The organism is Ignavibacteriota bacterium (genome assembly GCA_016212665.1).
Classification (GTDB): domain Bacteria; phylum Bacteroidota; class Ignavibacteria; order UBA10030; family SZUA-254; genus FW602-bin19.
In genome coordinates, this window is the sequence record JACREZ010000025.1 from 31,802 (window position 1) to 48,779 (window position 16,978).

The following is a 16,978-nucleotide window of genomic DNA, read 5'->3' on the forward strand; positions in this document are numbered from 1 at the left end:
AGAATATCTTTCTCATAATATACTATAACTTGACTTTTTCTCCCATTCATCACCCTCAAGAACATTGGACTTCAGTTTTCATCTTACTATATTCTTTCAGCATCCAAAAAAAGAAGAATGAAACCAGCGCCAATTCCAATAAACGAATCAGAAAGGCTCCAAGCTCTTTATCGGTTTGATATTTTAGATACACCTCCGGAAGTCATCTTTGACGATATCATTTCCCTTGCATCATTTATTTGTGATACCCCGATTGCCCTCTTATCACTTGTTGATTCCGAAAGACAGTGGTTTAAATCCAGAGTAGGAATACAAGAATCCGAATCACCGCGCGATATTTCTTTTTGTGGCCATGCAATTGTTACTGATGATGATTTATTCATCGTCAACGATACCTTGGTTGATGAGAGGTTCAAAGACAATCCATTAGTCACAAACGAGCCATCCATTAGATTCTACGCCGGAGCAAAGTTAGTTACTCACGATGGATTCAACATCGGGACAATTTGTGTTATTGATAAAATCCCCAGAAAACTATCCGAGCAACAATTAGACGCGCTTCAATCGTTACGTCGGCATGTGATGATTAGTTTAGAATACCGGTCGGAACATGAGCGACTTACCAAACTGCTCATTGACCATCAAGCCCAAACAAAAAAACTAAAGGAGACAGAAGAATTGTTCCAGGACGTTGTTGAACGGGCGCAGGAAATTATTTGCAGAACCGATATGCACGGACATATCGTTCTTTTTAACACAGCGCTTGTCCGATTATCAGGGTATTCTGCTGATGAACTTCTTGGGAAACATTATTTAGATTTTTTTCCTGCACGATTTCAGGAAAATATTAGAAATTTATATCGAACCCAACGAGACAACAAACTTCAGGAAACATATTTTGAATGTCCTGTTTTAACAAAAGACGGGAAAGAATTATGGGTTGGACAAAACGTTACAACACTTTGGGGTGAAGAAACGATAACCGGCTATCAGGTTGTCGCGAGAGATATTACCGAACGACGACATGGAGAAGAACTCCGCGAGAAACTTATCCGAGATCTCGAGCAAGCAATTTACAACGTGAAAACATTAACAGGGCTCCTTCCGATTTGTGCTTCATGTAAAAAAATCAGGGACGACAGCGGCTATTGGAATCAGGTTGAAGCGTACCTGATTGAACATACCGACCTCACCTTGACTCATGGTATTTGTCCTGAGTGCATGAAAAAACTCTACCCACAATATTACAAAGAAAAATAGGTTTATACGTTAGAGATTTTCTTATCGTTTATTTACTTCAATCTCTTTCATCATCCTCTCACTGCATTCCTTACAAATTCCATGCGTTAGTTTTGCATCGGTATGAACGGTCAAATATTCTTCAACCTGATGCCAGTATCCTTCATCATCACGGATTTTTTTACACCACGCGCACATGGGAAGTAAACCGCTCAAATGTTTTACTTTTTCTAACGCCTCACGAAGTTCCCGTAGCAATCGTTCGCGTTCACGCTCATTCCGTTTGCGCTCCACTGCGTATCGTATCGAGCGACGAAGACTATCCGGTTGTAACATATCTTTGAAGAAGAAATCCTGTACTCCATCGCCAACCGTTTTAATAGCAAACCGTTCGCTGTGTTTCCCACTGACAATAATAATCGGTAATTCCGGCGCGGCAGACATCACCGCTTTCATCGTATCATTCCCCGTACTATCGGGTAACGTAAGGTCGGCTAACACAACATCGTATTGGCGTGTTGAAATACGAGTGATGCCTTCTTCAAGTGTTTGCACCCAATCAACTTTGAAACTGCCGGAAAGATAACCGTTCACCATGTATGCATCATGTTGGTCGTCTTCAATCAAGAGAACGCGTAAAATTTCTTCAATCATACTTTTTCCTTTTATATATTTTTTTTTCTGAAGTCTATATTCTGATTACTACTACTCACTACTCACCAATCACGAATCACTTCCTCATCCTATCCATCAACACTGCAAGCAGAATCACGATACCCACAAGCACCATCTGAACATACGAACTGACATTGAGTAGGTTCAATCCGTTTCGCAAAACACCGATGAGCATGGCTCCTAAGAATGTTCCGATAATTGTTCCTCGTCCGCCCGTGAGACTTGTTCCGCCAACAACAACTGCGGCAATCACATCAAGTTCGTACATCAAACCGGAATTCGGCTGACCGGAGTTCATTCTCGAAGCAAGGAGAATTCCGCTGAGAGAAGCAAGCACACCGGAAATCATATAGACTTGTAACAACACTTTGTTTGTGTTGATGCCGGCAAGCCGCGCCGCTTCTTTATTCCCGCCAACTGCATACACATATCTTCCAAATCGTGTTCGATGAAGAATCAAAAATGCGAGTATGTAAACAACGAACATAAAAATCGTCGGAATCGGAATTTCCAACAAGCGACTATTACCGAGAACGCTGAACTCCGGCGGTACTTCCCAAATCGGTCTTCCTTCGGTGTACATGAATGCGAGTCCGCGGCTCACGGTCATCATCGCAAGTGTAACAATGAACGGCGTGATGTTGAATTTCGTAATGAACACTCCGGCAATCATTCCTGCAATCGCGCCAACACACAATCCAATGAGTAATGCAACCGGAAACGGAACGGATTGGCTCAACGCGCTTGTCGTAATTACTCCGGTTAAAGCAACCAACGCGCCGACGGATAAATCAATTCCTCCCGTGAGAATAACGAACGTCATTCCGACTGCAATAATTGCTGTGATTGAGGTTTGAAGCGTTACGTTGAGAATGTTATCGGGCGTGAAGAAGAACTCGGAGAGTTGAGAGAAGAGAATCAACTCGGCAAGCAACGCAATGCCGATACCGAAACGGTCAAACAGTTTCTTGAAAATATTTTTCGGGGATGACTGCTCAGACATTTGCTGTTTCTCCAACTTGTCCGGTTGCAAGCATCATCACTTTTTCCTGAGAGAACTGAGCGCGCTCAAGAATGCCGGTGATTTGTCCCTGCCACATGACTGCAATCCGGTCGGAGATTCCAAGCAGTTCCGGCAAATCGGACGAGATAACGATTACGCCGATTCCATCTTTCGCCAATTGATTCATCAGGTTATAGATTTCGTACTTCACGCCAACATCAATGCCGACAGTCGGTTCATCAAAAATCAATATTTTTGATTTTGTGAATAGCCATCGGGCAAGCACAACCTTCTGCCGGTTGCCCCCGCTTAAATTTTCTACTAATTGTTCGATGCCCGGAGTTTTAATTCTCAGACTGTTTGAAAATTCATTTGCGGCTGTGACTTCCTTTTTCCTGTCTATAAAGAATCCGCTCACTAATTCTCCCAAATTGGAAATCGAAATATTCTCTTTGATGTCCATCTGCATGAACAATCCTAAACGATTGCGGTCTTCCGTCAGCAAGCCGATACCTAAATCAATTGCTTCACGGGGAGAACATGGTGCGACTTCTTTTCCTTGTAGGAAAATTTTCCCATTTGATTTTTTATCAGCGCCAAAAATTATTCGTGCAAGATCAGAACGCCCCGCGCCGACAAGTCCTGCAAATCCGAATATCTCACCTTTGTGAAACGAGAAACTCGCATCCTTCACAACTCCACCACTGATATTTTCAACACGAAGAATTTCGTCGCCACGTTGCAACTCAATCTTCGGATATTCCTGTTCGATTTCGCGTCCGACCATCCAGTTTATCAACTTGCGCCTGTCTGCTTCCTCGATTGAACAAGTTTTGATATGTTTACCATCGCGGAGTACCGTAATACGGTCACCAATTTCAAAAATCTCTTCGAGCCGGTGCGAAATATAAATGATGCCGACTCCTTCCGCTTTCAACCGCTTGATGATAGCAAAGAGATTTTTCAATTCTCGTTGTGTCAGCGAAGCCGATGGTTCATCCATCGCGAGGATGCGAACTTCTTGCCTACGGCTCGTAGAGGAAAGTGTTTTGGCAATTTCAACAATTTGCCGTTGAGCAACGCTGAGAGAATTCACTTGTTCATTCGTATCGAACTCCTCGCCAAGTTGTGCAAGAATGTTTCGCGCGGTTTTGTGCATTGTTGGAAAATCAACAAACGGCAATCCGCTCTTCATCGGCTCGTGGCCGAGTAAAATGTTTTCAGCGACAGTCAGTTCAGGAACGAGTTTGAAATCCTGATAAATAATTCCGATGCCAAGTTTTTGTGCCTGTGCCGGCGATTGAATCTCAACCGGTTTCTCATCAATCCGAATTTCTCCGGCGTCTTTTTGAATCGCGCCGGAGAGAACTTTCATCAGCGTGGATTTCCCCGCGCCATTTTCTCCAAGCAGGCAATGCACCTCACCTGACTGTAACTCGAAGTTCACATCATCGAGAGCAAGTACGCCGGGGTACTGCTTTCGGATGGAGCGCATTGAAAGAAGGTTCACCTTGACTTATTCTCTCTACTTAACAAAAAAATAACCGTCATTCCGACGAATGTCGGAATCTATTTCGCTCATAAAAGCAATAGATGCCGAAACAAGTTCGGCATGACGAAGAAAAGAATAAATCATTGTGCAGATTCTTTCATCAACGCATCTTTATCCACAATCCCAACTTCTACAGGAACGAGTTTAGGAATTGTTGCCCCGCCGAAATACTCTGCAATTTTTGCAATCGTTGTGGAGCCAATAATTTTCGGATACTGAATGACGTCCGCTTTCAATGGTGTTCCTTTTTTAATTGCATCACGAGCAGGGTCAATCGCATCGTATCCGACAATGGCAATGTTCATTCGATTAAACTGCGTTGCCGCATCCAGCGCGCCGAGTGCGGAATCATCGTTGATACCGAAGATGCCGTCGAGTTTCGGATTTGCCTGAAGAATATCCGCCGCGGCTTGCATGGCGCGATCACGTACACCATCACCGTTCACATCAGCAACAACTTTGATGTCGGGATAGTGTGTAATCGCCTCCATGAATCCTTTCACACGGTCAAGCACGGATGTAACGATGGGCTGATTGATAATTGCAACGTTCCCTTTTCCGTTCAGATACTTTGCAAGATACTCGCCAGCCAGCCGTCCGCCCGCAACATTATCCGATGCAATGTGACTGACAACTTCACCCTCTTCCGCCGCAATATCAGCGGTGAATACGGGTATCTTCGCCTCGTTTGCTTTTCTCACTGCCGGACCTACTCCACGCGAATCAACCGGACACAACACTATCGCATCAACCTTGCGCGTAATAAAATCTTCAATTTGCGACATCTGCTTGCCAAGGTCAAAATCTCCTGACGTGATGATGAGTTCGTACCCATGCTTCGCCGCTTCGGATTTCAATCCTTCTTCCAAATCGCGATAGAAGATGTGTGCGCGATTAAGAAGCGAAACACCAATGACTTTGGTTTTTGTTGTTGGTTGTTGTGTCTCTTGTTTCTTGGTACAGCCAAAAATGGTTACAAGAAACAGAAGGAATAAAATCAAGGTGAGGATGTTTTTATTTATCATAGTTGTTCTACTTTCAGGATTCTTTTAAACCGCCCAACGGGTCGTAGACAAAGTTCACAAAGGAGACGCAAAGTGCGCAAAAGAAATCTTTGTGAGCTTTGCGTATCAACTTCGCGCCCTTTGTCTACGACCCGTTGGGCGGTTAAATTATTTTTGCATTGACTTCCATTTTTCAGCGTACTCTTCCACATTCTCTTTCGTCACTTCATCAAGCCCCGAGTCAATAATCTCTTCGACTTTCTTTCCTTCCTTGATTGCGATGAGTGCGCGGATGCTTTCGTAACCCCACTCGTACAATTTTTGTCCGAGCAGTATATCAACGTAACCCTGACGAACGTAATCGAGTTGTTCAGGCAAAGCGTCAATCGAGATGACGGTAAAATCGCCCGGCTTCTTCGATGCAAACGGACCCGGCGGCGGAGTGAACAACGCCCACGCTCCGGGAAGAACCCAGCCCGTCATTTCAGGGTGCGCCTGAATTGCCGCTTCCATCACGCTGACTCCTTTGTTCACATCATCGTAACAAAATTCTGTCGCGACAACTTTGATGTCGGGATACGCTTTAAGATAATCGAGCAGAGCGTTCTTTCGTTCTTCAAGATTGGGCGCGCCGGGAGTTCCCATGAGAATTCCGATGTTCCCTTTCGTCCCCATCTTCTTCACAAGAAGTTCACCCATCTTCTTTCCGCAGTTCACGTTGTGCGTTCCATAATACGAGATACGTTTGCTTGCCGGTGCATCCGAATCAAACGTAACGACGGGAATGCCCGCATCCATCGCTTTATCAATTGATTCTTTCAACGCGTCCGCATCATTCACGGAAACAGCGATACCGTCAACTTTTCGTTCGATGAGACTTTCGATGATTTGCGCCTGCTCAACCGCGTCAGATTTCACGGGAGCGAAACGTTCAACGATAACTTTTCCATTGCCAAGTTCTGTCGCACCTGCCTGCGCTCCCTGCCACGCAACCTGAAAGACAGGATTATCCAACAGTTTCGGAACAAAGGCGAATGTCCATTGCTTTGCTTTTTCTTCCTGCTTCTTTGCGCAACCAGAGAGGAGAAGAATGAGTGAGAGTACAAATAAAAATATTTTCTTCATAGTAGATAAAGTTTTATTGAATAATTAAAATTCTTTGTGTTCTTTGCGTCTACTTCGCGACCTTTGCGGTTAAACAGGGTCTTTGTAAACCGCAAAGTCCACAAAGGAGACGCAAAGGGCGCAGAGATATTACCGTTTCGTTTTTCTATCCATCACCACAGCAAGAACAATCACCAAACCAATAGCGACTTGTTGCCAATATGCCGAGACATTCAAAAGTACAAGTCCGTTTCTCAGAATTCCCATCAATACCGAACCGATGATAGCGCCGAGAATTGTTCCCCGTCCGCCGGAGAGACTGATGCCGCCGATAACCGCCGCGGCAATCACGTCGAGTTCATAGCCGTTGCCAGCCGTTGATTGTCCAACGCCAAAACGGGACGTGAACAACACACCGGCAATTCCTGCTGAAAATCCGCAGAGCGAATATACTAAAATCTTCACCCAATTGACATTGATTCCACTGAAATGAGCCGCTTCTTCATTTCCGCCAATCGCATAAACGTATCGTCCCCAACGAGACGACTTCAGCAGAACACTAATCACTATTGCAAATAAAATCATGATGATAATCGGAATCGGAATATTCAATAGTTCTCCCTGACCGATGGTGAGAAACTCAGGCGGTAAACTTCGAATCGTTTCTCCGCCCGTAATGCCAAACGCCAACCCGCGGGCGATGCTCATCATACCAAGTGTAACAATGAATGGCGGCAGTTTGATTTGCGTGATGAGAAGTCCGTTCGCAAGTCCGCTCGCCGTTCCTGCAATCAACGCGATAATAATGGTAGGAACAATTCCGAAATTCAAATTCAATAATAGCGCGGTAACAACTCCTGTCAATCCTAACACAGAACCGACTCCAAGATCAATTCCGCCGGTAATGATGACAACCGATTGTCCGACAGCCATGATGGCGATAAATGAAAGCGCACGAATGACTTGCGAAAGATTTGTCCAGTTGAGAAATGTAGATTGGAATCCCGACTCTGCATCTATGGAAGAAGTGAGAATCGTGAGCAGGAGAACTTCAGCGATGAGAGCGAACCAGATTCCGAGCCGCTTCGATTTGAGTAGTTTCATTGCGGTGATTTTTCGTGGCACATTGTACGGAGATTTTCCGATTTCTCAAAAGAGAATGTTTGGAAAACAAAGCGGGCTTCTCTATCTTCAATGAAATTTTGAACCACTGAGACTCTGAGACACTGAAAAATCCTCTGTGTCACTGTGCCTCAGTGGTTAATTAACATGGAACTACTATGAACTATCGTTTTCTCGGAACAACAGGAATTAAAGTCTCGGAACTTTGCTTCGGCAACATGACATTCGGCGGCAGAGGCGGATTCAAACCGATTGGTGAACTCGGTCAAAAAGAAGCCGACGCTCTTATCAACATGTGCCTCGATGCCGGAATCAATTTCTTCGACACAGCAGATATTTACTCCGAAGGAGTTGCTGAGGAGTTACTTGGAAAATCGCTCGGCACAAAACGCAAGGATATTATTCTCGCAACGAAAGTACGGGGACGCATGAGTACCGATTTGAATGATGTTGGTCTGTCGCGTCACCATATCATCGAAGGATGCAATGCAAGTTTGAAACGGCTCGGCACTGATTACATTGATTTGTATCAGGTTCACAGCTACGACCCCAAAACTCCGCTCGAAGAGACGCTCCGTGCACTTGATGATATAGTCAGGCAAGGAAAAGTACGTTATATCGGTTGCTCAAATTTTGCAGCGTGGCAGTTGATGAAAGCCCTTGCAATTTCAGAAAAACAAAATCTCGAACGATTTGTAACTCTGCAACCATATTATTCACTCGTCTCACGTGAGTTGGAACTCGAACTTGTCCCGCTTTGTCTTGACCAAGGATTGGGAATCATTCCGTGGAGTCCGCTTGCGGGTGGATTTCTTTCGGGAAAGTATCGCCGTGGAAATCCATTTCCACCCAACACGCGCTTTACTAACTCTCAATTTCGTTTCTTGCAATTTGATGATGAACACGCTTACACAATCATTGATGAGTTAGAGAACATCGCTCAAACACATCATGCAAGTATCGCACAAGCCGCATTGAATTACATTTTGAGAAAGCCGGGAATTTCTTCCATCATTATCGGCGCAAGAACACCGGAACAACTTGCTGATAATCTGAAAACAACAGATTGGGTTATGTCTTCCGATGAAGTCGCACGATTAGATAAACTGAGCGAACCGCCGCGGCTCTATCCGTATTGGATGCTTGAGTTTACAAAAGGTGACCGCGTCTGATTTGCGCGGGCGCAGGGCGTAGAGTGCATGGGTGAACATTCTCCCTTGCACCCTTCACCCCAGCACTCTACTCACAAAGATAGCAATCGCTCACACACCGCAATTACCTCCTCAACACAAATCTGTTCCATACAGTATCCATCAGTCCGGTGATACTCGAATCCTAAGTCCAAGCAAGGACAGTGCGGACAGGAAGATTTTATCACAATCGCGTTCGGATTTATCGGTCCCCAAATGTCCGCATTCGTTGGCCCGTGAAGAGCCACTTGCGGGACTTTCAACGCTGAGGCGAGATGCATCGCTCCTGTATTTCCTGAAATAAAAAGATTGGCAATCGAAAGGAGTGCAATAAACTCCTCGCCATCCTTAATGGAATATTGGAGAGTGGAGTTTTGGAGAATTGGAGTGTGAAGCGCGCATACTTCATTCATCACATTACTCTCACTACTTGTTCCCGTAATAATGAAAATCAATTTCTCGTTAAGACCCAATTTCTCAATCACTTCACGATAATTTTTTGGAGACCATTCACGCGGAAACCCATGCGCTCCGCAAGCGGGATGAATGATGACTAAGTTCTTTGCTTCACTCCATCCTTTTGAACGTAACCATTCAATCACGTTTTCCCTTTTGGCTTGATTTACTTTCAGTTCCAGTTCACTGCTTGATGATTGCTGAGTAAACAATTCAACCAAAGAAAGAAAACTCTTTGCTTCATGTCTGCTGGGCGTTCGTTCGACGGCATGTGTGTAAAGATAGTGATGATGTTGCCCAACAGTCTTGAAGCCAATACGAACAGGAATATTTCCAAAGGCAAGAAGCAACGGAGTTAATCGAGTCCATTGTTCAAAATCAATAACAACATCGCAATTCAATGAACGTAACATTGAAATCATCCCGAAAGCATACGATGGAGATTTCCCCAACCTCACGACATCAACTGAAATGATGTTATCAACATATTCAGGAAATTGTTTGATGATATTTTCTGTAAGCGACGTTCCGAGAAAAGTTATTTCCGCGTCCGGAAAATGTCTTCGTAAAGCACGAAGCGATGGAACAAGCAGAACTGCATCTCCTAAAGCAACAAGTTTTACCACGAGAATTCTTTTCGGTTCAAGTTTTCTCAACTCTGCGTTCCTGTTCCCTCCGGCAAAAAACGAAAGCAACCACACCAACGGAATTCCGATGTAGTAATCAACAAATTTTAAAAACTTATTTCCGCGCATTATCTCGTGTTTTCATCAAAGCGGGAAAAATATAAGAAGAAACGACGCTGATTCAAATCGTGAGTTCGTGATTGGTAAGTAGTGAGTGGTGATTCGAATTTATAATCATCAATCTAAAATCATCAATCTAAAATCATCAATCATCAATCATTAATCCGAAATCCAAAATCCGTAATCCGAAATCCGAATTCCGAAATCAAAATTGCATCACTCTCCATCTCTCACTATATTCATCAACCAAAACTATGACACTTTTTCTCGCATTGCTTGTTGCGTTCGTTGTTTTTCTTTTCAGCGCAACGCTTATTCTGACAATCATCGGTCCAACGTTGTTGCTTCGACCGCGCAGAAGAACTGCCGAATTCTATAAACGACTCAATCAACCGGTTCATCCTTCAGAACTACAGCTAGTATATGAAGAAATAAATGTCATGGGGCATGATAATGGTAAATTGAATAGTTGGCTTATCAAATCTCCGAATGCGAGAGGAACAATCATTTATCTTCACGGCGTCGCCGATTGCAAAATGGATGGAATCCGTTTTGCAAAATTGATGCACGAAAACCGGTACAATGTTTTTCTGTACGATTCACGGAGACACGGAGACAGTGAAGGCGAATTTTGCACATACGGTTATTTTGAAAAGTTAGACCTCGAAAAAGTTATCGAGTACCTGCACACCCGCACTGATGTTCAACTCGGAAAAATCGCTTTGTTCGGAACTTCGATGGGAGCGGCAGTGGCAATTCAAACGGCGGCGATTGATAAGCGCATCGCGGCTGTCATTGCTGAAAATTCGTTTGCTACACTCCGCACTATCTTTGATGATTACCAAAAACGCATGGTACGACTTCCGTTTCATTATCTCCGGAACATCGTCATTAAGCGTTCCGAACTGATGGCAAAGTTTAAGGCGAATGATGTCTCGCCGCTCGAATCATTGAAGAACATTCGCATCCCGTTTCTTTTCATTTACGGTACGGAAGACCATCTCATCAATCACCAGTACACCATCAAACTCTACAACAATGCGAATCAACCGAAAGAGTTGTTCCCAATCGAAGGGGCAAAACATAACGACACATGGCAGGTTGCCGGAGCGAAATACGAAACCATGATTCTCACATTTTTAGAAAAGTATCTTCGTTGAAGCATAGTTCTTTGTTCTTTCTTCTTTGTTCATGGTTCTCACCTCACTGCTCACTGCTCAGAGCTCACCGCTCATTACTCAGTGCCCACCGCTCATTACTCACCGCTCACCGCTTATTGCTCATTCTCCTCTGCACTCTATTCCCCGCTCCCCCGCTATTTACACAGACAGAATTCTCCCAAGAAAACGCAACAAACCTCCTTCATCACCTTAGCGTAACCATAGGCGCGCGCCCAATGGGTTCTCCTGCTGAACGCGAAGCAATGCAGTTTGCCGTTGATAAGTTCAAACAATACGGATGCGACACGGCGTACATTATGCCGTTCACAAAAACTTCACGGGTAAATACAAACAGCGGAATTGCTGTCGGCATAAAACGAGGCGCGTCTGAAAGAATCATTGTCATCGGCGGACACATTGATTCCGCCGAACCGGAAATCCCCGGCGCAAATGACGATGGCTCCGGAACTGCGGTTGTGTTGGAAGCATCTCGTGTTCTTTCTTCCTCTCCGCATCAATCAACGCTTCTGTTCTGTTGTTTCGGCGGCGAAGAACAAGGACTGGATGGCTCGAAATATTTTGTTGATAATTTCCCGGAGCGAAAGAATATCGAACTCATGCTTCAGGTTGATATGGCAAACGGAATCGGAACAATTGACTTGATGCTCGAAACTCAGAATACAAGCGCGCCCCGTTGGCTTGTTCAAGCCGCTGTGGAAGAATATTTCAAACTTGGTTACGAACAACTCCGCTATGCTTCGGTCTTCTTCTCCGTGAACTATGCGCTTGGCTCCGGTATCGGCTCCGACCATGAAGCATTTTTGCAATGGGGAATTCCTGCCATCGATTTCACCACGCAACCGGACGACCCGATTCATACTCCGCAAGATAACTTTCAAAACTTTGACGTACGCGGGTTAAAACGCTCCGGCGATGTAATCCTCAAACTTGTCGAACGATTTGATAACGGCGTTCCCGTTAAATCAACCGAAGAATATTTTCTTTTCTTGCTCGGACAAACTCCAATCTTTATTCCGCTTTGGAGTTGCTGGCTTTGTATGCTTGCTTCATTTTGCATTGTTGTTTTCTCAATCATTAAAATCAGAAAACAACACATCCGGTCAGACGGAAAATATGAATGGACATTCTTTAAGATTTCCCTCTTTACATTCATCATCGTCTGTTCTGCTTGGTTCTCCTCAAATCTTGTAGGGCTCCTTAACGGAATCCGGCATCCGTGGCTCGCATTTCCAAATCCGTTTTATGTACTTGCCATTCTAGGCGTTCTGTTGGGGATTTCCATTTCGGCATGGTTGATGAAGAAATACCCATTAACAAAATCTCCGTACAAACTATTTCGCTCCGGCGCAATCATACTTCTCATAACTATGTTGCTCACTTCGCTCTTGAGTGTAAAAATCTCCCTTGCACCTGCAGTCGCATTGCTCCTCTGCTCACTGGCAATACTCGTCAAGAATAAATGGCTGAAACTTCTCCTTCTCGCCCTATCTCCGCTCTGGATGATTCGCCTGATATTTTCAGAATGGAGTGAAGTAATGTTTCGGTTTGTCATCCGTGAAATGCCATCAGACGTGATGACGTCTGCGGTATTCAATGGAGCGATGGTCCTTTTTCTCTGCCTGTATGTTCTTCCTCTTCTCTATCTTTCGGCGGCTGTCTTCAGGACAATGCCATCGTTTACCCATTCACTTCGTTTCTTGAAATCAAAGCGGACAGTGCTTGGCACGTTCACAATGTTCTTCTCCTTTGCGTTCCTTCTCACCAATGTTCCCGCTCACAACAAAATCTGGCAACGGGAAATTGAAGCGAACATTGAATACAATCTTGAAACCACATCAGGCACGTTCAAACTCAGGAGTTTCGAATATCTGAATGACATCGAAGTGACATACAACGGCAAACGCATAAAAGTAAACGAACGAGTTACCGAAAAAGAACTCCCCTTCCCGGCGCTATTTGATTCTTCACTCACTCTCGTACATCGTACCGAAACAAAAAACGTACACGGAGACACAACCGATTACAACATCGAACTGACTATCACATCCAAAAAACGCCCCTACAAAGTGGACGTAAGTTACTCATCATCCGCAGAGCAGAAACCTCCCGAGATTTCCACTCCATTAAGATTCACAACAAAAAAAGATACACGAGTCATCGAATGGTTTTCTTTTCCCGACACGCTCCTCGCCATCCCCGTGCAATTTCAGGTTGTAGGAAACGATACAGTGAAAGAAAAAATTCGAGTGGTGTTTAGTGAGTTACCGGAGGGTGTGAAAATTCAAGGAGAGAAGGTGAATGTGGTTCCGAGGATGGAATATTTTTATCGGAAAGAATACCGGTGACAACTTCCACAGCGGATAAACCTTCGTTTATTTTTTTTTCGGTTTATGGTATTTCTTCTCCGGCTTTATTGTTCGAGGCTTCACTGGTTTATATTCTTTTTGATTTTGCTCCACAACTCTCTTTTCATTGATTCCAATTTTGAATGGAATAGTTACCCAACAACCAATCGGTCTTCCGTTCATGATTGCAGGTGAAAATTTCCATTGCTTTGCCGCTGCAAGAACGACTTCATTAAAAATTTCAGCATCACTTTTCAATATTTTAACAGCAAGAACATCACCAAGCGAATCTACAAATGCTTTTACCCATATTGTAGCCCTTATTCTATACGATGGACCTAGTTGGGGTAAATCCGGTTGTACTTGTTTAATTGGAACTGCGCTTTTCTCATGTGGTATTCCATAAGAACAAGGGTCATCATTCAATTCAATATTTTGATTTGGAACGGAGGTATTGCTCGAAACTGAATCTTGTACTTCTTGCCCATTTGTTATCGTGAAAAAGAAGAAAACTAAGAAGAAACTATATACTGTTGGTTTCACTGTTTATTCAAAGAATTGTCTAATACGTCATTCAAACTGCTCAAAATTTTTCCGCAGTTTCTCCAAGTTCTGTTTGAAACTTTCCAATTTCTCCCGCTCTTTGTCCACAATCTCTTTCGGCGCGCGACCAACAAAACTTTCGTTACTCAGTTTCTTCTCCGTGCTTTCGTACAATCCCTGCAGGCGGTCAATTTCTTTTTGAATGCGTTCACGTTCAGCATCAACGTCAATCAATCCTTCAAGCGGAATAAACAACTCTCCCCCTTCAACAACGGCGCTTGCCGCTTGCTTCGGTTTCGTCCCGTCATTCCATTGTTCAATGCTTGTCACGCGGGCAAGTCGTTGGAAGTAGTTCGAATACTTCTTGATGATTTCTTCTTTCGAGGTGTCAGGAAATTTGATGATGATCTGAATCTCTTTCGATGGCGGAACAGAAAGTTCGCCCCGGATATTTCTGATACTCAAAATCGCATTCTGCACAAACGACATCTCTGCTTCCACTCGTGAATCCGTGAATCGTGCATCATACATCGGATATTCGGCAACCATTATGCTTTCCTCCTCGCCTCGTTCTGCAAGATGTTGCCAGAGTTCCTCCGTAATAAACGGCATGAACGGATGCAACAATCGGAGAGAAGAATCAAACACACCGATTGCGCGGTTCAGAACTATTTGCTTCACTTCATTCGATTCACTTCCGTACAATCTCCCCTTCAACATCTCCACGTACCAATCACAGAAGTCATGCCAGATGAATCCGTACAATATTTTCGTCGCCTGATTAATTTCAAACTCTCCCAGCGCCTCATTCAATTCTTTCATGGTAGAATGAAGACGCGAAAGAATCCAACGGTCAGCCAAGTCCATGTATGTTTCCTGTTTCCTGTTTCCTGTTTCCTGTTGATTAACACTGGAAACTGAAGACTGGAAACTGGAAACTTGTTGCTGATTCATCAGCAGAAACCTTCCTGCATTCCAAATCTTGTTAGCAAAGTTCCTCCCGATTTCACACTTCTCGTTTGAATAAAGAACATCCTGACCAAGCGGAGCGAGATAGATAATCGTGAAGCGAAGCGCGTCAGCCCCAAACTCGGAAATTACATCGAGCGGGTCGGGAGAGTTGCCGAGCGATTTACTCATCTTCCGTCCCTGCATATCCCGGATGATGCTCGTAAAATAAACATCCTTAAACGGAACCATCTGGTTCGCGTTCGTTCGTTTCGTTCCATCGGGAAGCGGGACATCGCCCGTTACTTCGAGTCCCGTCATAATCATTCTCGCCACCCAGAAGAAAATAATATCCGGTCCGGTAACAAGCGTATCGGTCGGATAGAAATATCGCAAGTCAGGATTATCGGAGGGCCAACCAAGCGTCGAATAGGGCCAAAGCGCAGAGGAAAACCATGTATCAAGCACATCTTCATCCTGCCGTAGATTAGTCGAGCCGCAATGCGGACACGATTCTGGTTTTGTTCGTGTCACCATCGGTTGCTTGCACTCAATCCTGCAATGGTCGTCACCGACACAATACCAAACAGGAATCCGATGTCCCCACCAAAGTTGGCGCGAGATACACCAATCTCGGATGTTCGTCATCCAATGTTCATATGTTTTCGTCCACCTGTCCGGATGGAATTTAATTGTTCCGTCCTGCACAACTTGCAACGCTTTCTCCGCAAGCGGTTTCATCTTCACAAACCATTGGTCGGAAAGATACGGCTCAATCACCGTGTCGCAACGGTAACATCGTCCGATGTTATGCTCGTGCGGTTCGATTTTCAAGAGCAATCCAAGTTCTTCCAAATCTTTCACCACGGCTTTGCGCGCATCATATCTGTCCATGCCGCGGTATTTTTCGGGGGCGTTCTCATTCAGATGCGCGGAAATATCGAAGATATTTATCGGCGCCATCAAATGCCGCTGCCCGATGTTTGCGTTGTGCCGCTCGCCAATCCAGTAATCGTTCGGGTCGTGCGCGGGCGTTACCTTTACCATTCCCGTTCCGAATGTCGGGTCAACAAAATCATCCGTGATGATGGGAATTTCACGGTTCGCCAACGGTAGTAACACTGTCCGTCCGACGAGATGTTTATACCGCTCATCTTTCGGATTCACTGCAACTGCTGTATCGCCAAGCATTGTCTCCGGTCTCGTCGTTGCAACAACGGCATACTCCTGTAAATCCTTGATTGGATATTTGATGTGCCACAAGTTTGTTTGTTGCGTAACATAATTCACTTCATCGTCGCTGATGGCAGTATGGTCTTTCGGACACCAGTTCACAATGTACTTACCCCGGTAAATTAATCCCTTCTTGTACAACCGAATAAAAATTTCCTGAACTGCGGCAGAAAGTCCCTCATCCATTGTAAACCGTTCGCGCTCCCAATCGCACGATGTGCCAAGTTTTTTCAATTGCTTGATGATGGTTCCCCCGTATTGCTCTTTCCATAGCCACACCCTTTCGAGAAATTTTTCTCGCCCTAAATCGTGCCGCTTCAAACCTTCCTTTGCCAGAGATTTCTCAACGACGTTTTGTGTTGCAATTCCGGCGTGGTCTGTTCCGGGCATCCAGAGTGTTTCATGTCCCAACATCCGTTTCCATCGTACGAACACATCCTGAATTGTATTGTTCAGAACATGACCCATCGTCAAAATTCCGGTTACATTCGGAGGAGGAATGACTACCGTGTACGGTTTCTTTGCGGGATTTGCTTTCGCATGAAAAAGATTGTGTTCAAGCCAGAAGGCGTACCATTTTTCTTCGGCTTCTTTCGGAACGTATGCTTTGCTGAGTTCTTTCATTCTGAGATTTGAG

Annotated in this window: 13 protein-coding genes; 4 read left to right on the forward strand and 9 right to left on the reverse strand. The window is 44.6% G+C overall.

What is annotated here, in order from left to right; genetic code table 11:
- Positions 1-117 precede the first annotated feature (117 nt).
- On the forward strand, positions 118-1,260 hold the full coding sequence (locus HY960_08340; GenBank protein ID MBI5215748.1) for a PAS domain S-box protein: 1,143 nt from the start codon (positions 118-120) through the stop codon (positions 1,258-1,260).
- A 21-nt stretch (positions 1,261-1,281) separates the two neighbouring features.
- On the opposite strand, the gene HY960_08345 is transcribed toward HY960_08340, so the two are convergent.
- The 6 genes from HY960_08345 to HY960_08370 all read right to left on the reverse strand — a co-directional run bounded on the left by HY960_08345 (position 1,282) and on the right by HY960_08370 (position 7,681).
- Positions 1,282-1,893: a response regulator gene (locus HY960_08345; protein ID MBI5215749.1), complete on the reverse strand. Its 612-nt coding sequence runs from the start codon at positions 1,891-1,893 to the stop codon at positions 1,282-1,284.
- A gap of 76 nt (positions 1,894-1,969) precedes the next feature.
- Positions 1,970-2,917 (reverse strand): ribose ABC transporter permease, encoded by a 948-nt coding sequence (locus HY960_08350; GenBank protein ID MBI5215750.1) that lies wholly within the window; start codon positions 2,915-2,917, stop codon positions 1,970-1,972.
- Positions 2,910-4,412 (reverse strand): sugar ABC transporter ATP-binding protein, encoded by a 1,503-nt coding sequence (locus tag HY960_08355; protein MBI5215751.1) that lies wholly within the window; start codon positions 4,410-4,412, stop codon positions 2,910-2,912. The genes HY960_08350 and HY960_08355 overlap by 8 nt, the downstream gene beginning before the upstream one ends.
- A 137-nt stretch (positions 4,413-4,549) precedes the next feature.
- Positions 4,550-5,494 carry a substrate-binding domain-containing protein gene (locus HY960_08360; GenBank protein MBI5215752.1) on the reverse strand — a complete coding sequence of 315 codons (945 nt, stop codon included), beginning with the start codon at positions 5,492-5,494 and terminating at the stop codon, positions 4,550-4,552.
- Between the two features lie 147 nt (positions 5,495-5,641).
- The gene (locus HY960_08365) at positions 5,642-6,598 is read right to left on the reverse strand and encodes a sugar-binding protein (protein ID MBI5215753.1); all 957 of its coding nucleotides are present in this window, start codon (positions 6,596-6,598) and stop codon (positions 5,642-5,644) included.
- 129 nt (positions 6,599-6,727) lie between these two features.
- Positions 6,728-7,681 (reverse strand): ABC transporter permease, encoded by a 954-nt coding sequence (locus HY960_08370; GenBank protein MBI5215754.1) that lies wholly within the window; start codon positions 7,679-7,681, stop codon positions 6,728-6,730.
- 176 nt (positions 7,682-7,857) lie between these two features.
- Here HY960_08370 and HY960_08375 point away from each other — a divergent pair, with 176 nt between their 5' ends.
- Entirely contained in the window at positions 7,858-8,871 is a 1,014-nt protein-coding gene (locus HY960_08375; protein MBI5215755.1) for an aldo/keto reductase, read from the forward strand.
- Between the two features lie 71 nt (positions 8,872-8,942).
- On the opposite strand, the gene HY960_08380 is transcribed toward HY960_08375, so the two are convergent.
- The gene (locus HY960_08380) at positions 8,943-10,100 is read right to left on the reverse strand and encodes a glycosyltransferase family 9 protein (GenBank protein MBI5215756.1); all 1,158 of its coding nucleotides are present in this window, start codon (positions 10,098-10,100) and stop codon (positions 8,943-8,945) included.
- Between the two features lie 245 nt (positions 10,101-10,345).
- On the opposite strand from HY960_08380, the gene HY960_08385 reads away from it, so the two are divergent.
- Positions 10,346-11,251 carry an alpha/beta fold hydrolase gene (locus HY960_08385; GenBank protein MBI5215757.1) on the forward strand — a complete coding sequence of 302 codons (906 nt, stop codon included), beginning with the start codon at positions 10,346-10,348 and terminating at the stop codon, positions 11,249-11,251.
- A 236-nt stretch (positions 11,252-11,487) separates the two neighbouring features.
- Complete coding sequence (locus HY960_08390) at positions 11,488-13,617, forward strand: M28 family peptidase (protein MBI5215758.1); 2,130 nt, start codon at positions 11,488-11,490, stop codon at positions 13,615-13,617.
- A 27-nt stretch (positions 13,618-13,644) separates the two neighbouring features.
- Here HY960_08390 and HY960_08395 read toward each other — a convergent pair whose 3' ends face one another.
- Both HY960_08395 and HY960_08400 read right to left on the reverse strand, forming a co-directional pair.
- Positions 13,645-14,160: a TonB family protein gene (locus HY960_08395; GenBank protein MBI5215759.1), complete on the reverse strand. Its 516-nt coding sequence runs from the start codon at positions 14,158-14,160 to the stop codon at positions 13,645-13,647.
- A gap of 27 nt (positions 14,161-14,187) precedes the next feature.
- Positions 14,188-16,965: a valine--tRNA ligase gene (locus HY960_08400; GenBank protein ID MBI5215760.1), complete on the reverse strand. Its 2,778-nt coding sequence runs from the start codon at positions 16,963-16,965 to the stop codon at positions 14,188-14,190.
- Between the last annotated feature and the right edge of the window lie 13 nt (positions 16,966-16,978).

Excerpts from the sequence above, each read along its gene's own strand:
- HY960_08375 (MBI5215755.1), top strand. The coding sequence starts at position 7,858 with ATGAACTATCGTTTTCTCGGAACAACAGGAATTAAAGTCTCGGAACTT.
- HY960_08340 (MBI5215748.1), top strand. The coding sequence starts at position 118 with ATGAAACCAGCGCCAATTCCAATAAACGAATCAGAAAGGCTCCAAGCT.
- HY960_08350 (MBI5215750.1), bottom strand. The coding sequence starts at position 2,917 with ATGTCTGAGCAGTCATCCCCGAAAAATATTTTCAAGAAACTGTTTGAC.
- HY960_08345 (MBI5215749.1), bottom strand. The coding sequence starts at position 1,893 with ATGATTGAAGAAATTTTACGCGTTCTCTTGATTGAAGACGACCAACAT.
- HY960_08400 (MBI5215760.1), bottom strand. The coding sequence starts at position 16,965 with ATGAAAGAACTCAGCAAAGCATACGTTCCGAAAGAAGCCGAAGAAAAA.
- HY960_08380 (MBI5215756.1), bottom strand. The coding sequence starts at position 10,100 with ATGCGCGGAAATAAGTTTTTAAAATTTGTTGATTACTACATCGGAATT.
- HY960_08360 (MBI5215752.1), bottom strand. The coding sequence starts at position 5,494 with ATGATAAATAAAAACATCCTCACCTTGATTTTATTCCTTCTGTTTCTT.
- HY960_08355 (MBI5215751.1), bottom strand. The coding sequence starts at position 4,412 with ATGCGCTCCATCCGAAAGCAGTACCCCGGCGTACTTGCTCTCGATGAT.
- HY960_08365 (MBI5215753.1), bottom strand. The coding sequence starts at position 6,598 with ATGAAGAAAATATTTTTATTTGTACTCTCACTCATTCTTCTCCTCTCT.
- HY960_08385 (MBI5215757.1), top strand. The coding sequence starts at position 10,346 with ATGACACTTTTTCTCGCATTGCTTGTTGCGTTCGTTGTTTTTCTTTTC.
- HY960_08390 (MBI5215758.1), top strand. The coding sequence starts at position 11,488 with ATGGGTTCTCCTGCTGAACGCGAAGCAATGCAGTTTGCCGTTGATAAG.
- HY960_08370 (MBI5215754.1), bottom strand. The coding sequence starts at position 7,681 with ATGAAACTACTCAAATCGAAGCGGCTCGGAATCTGGTTCGCTCTCATC.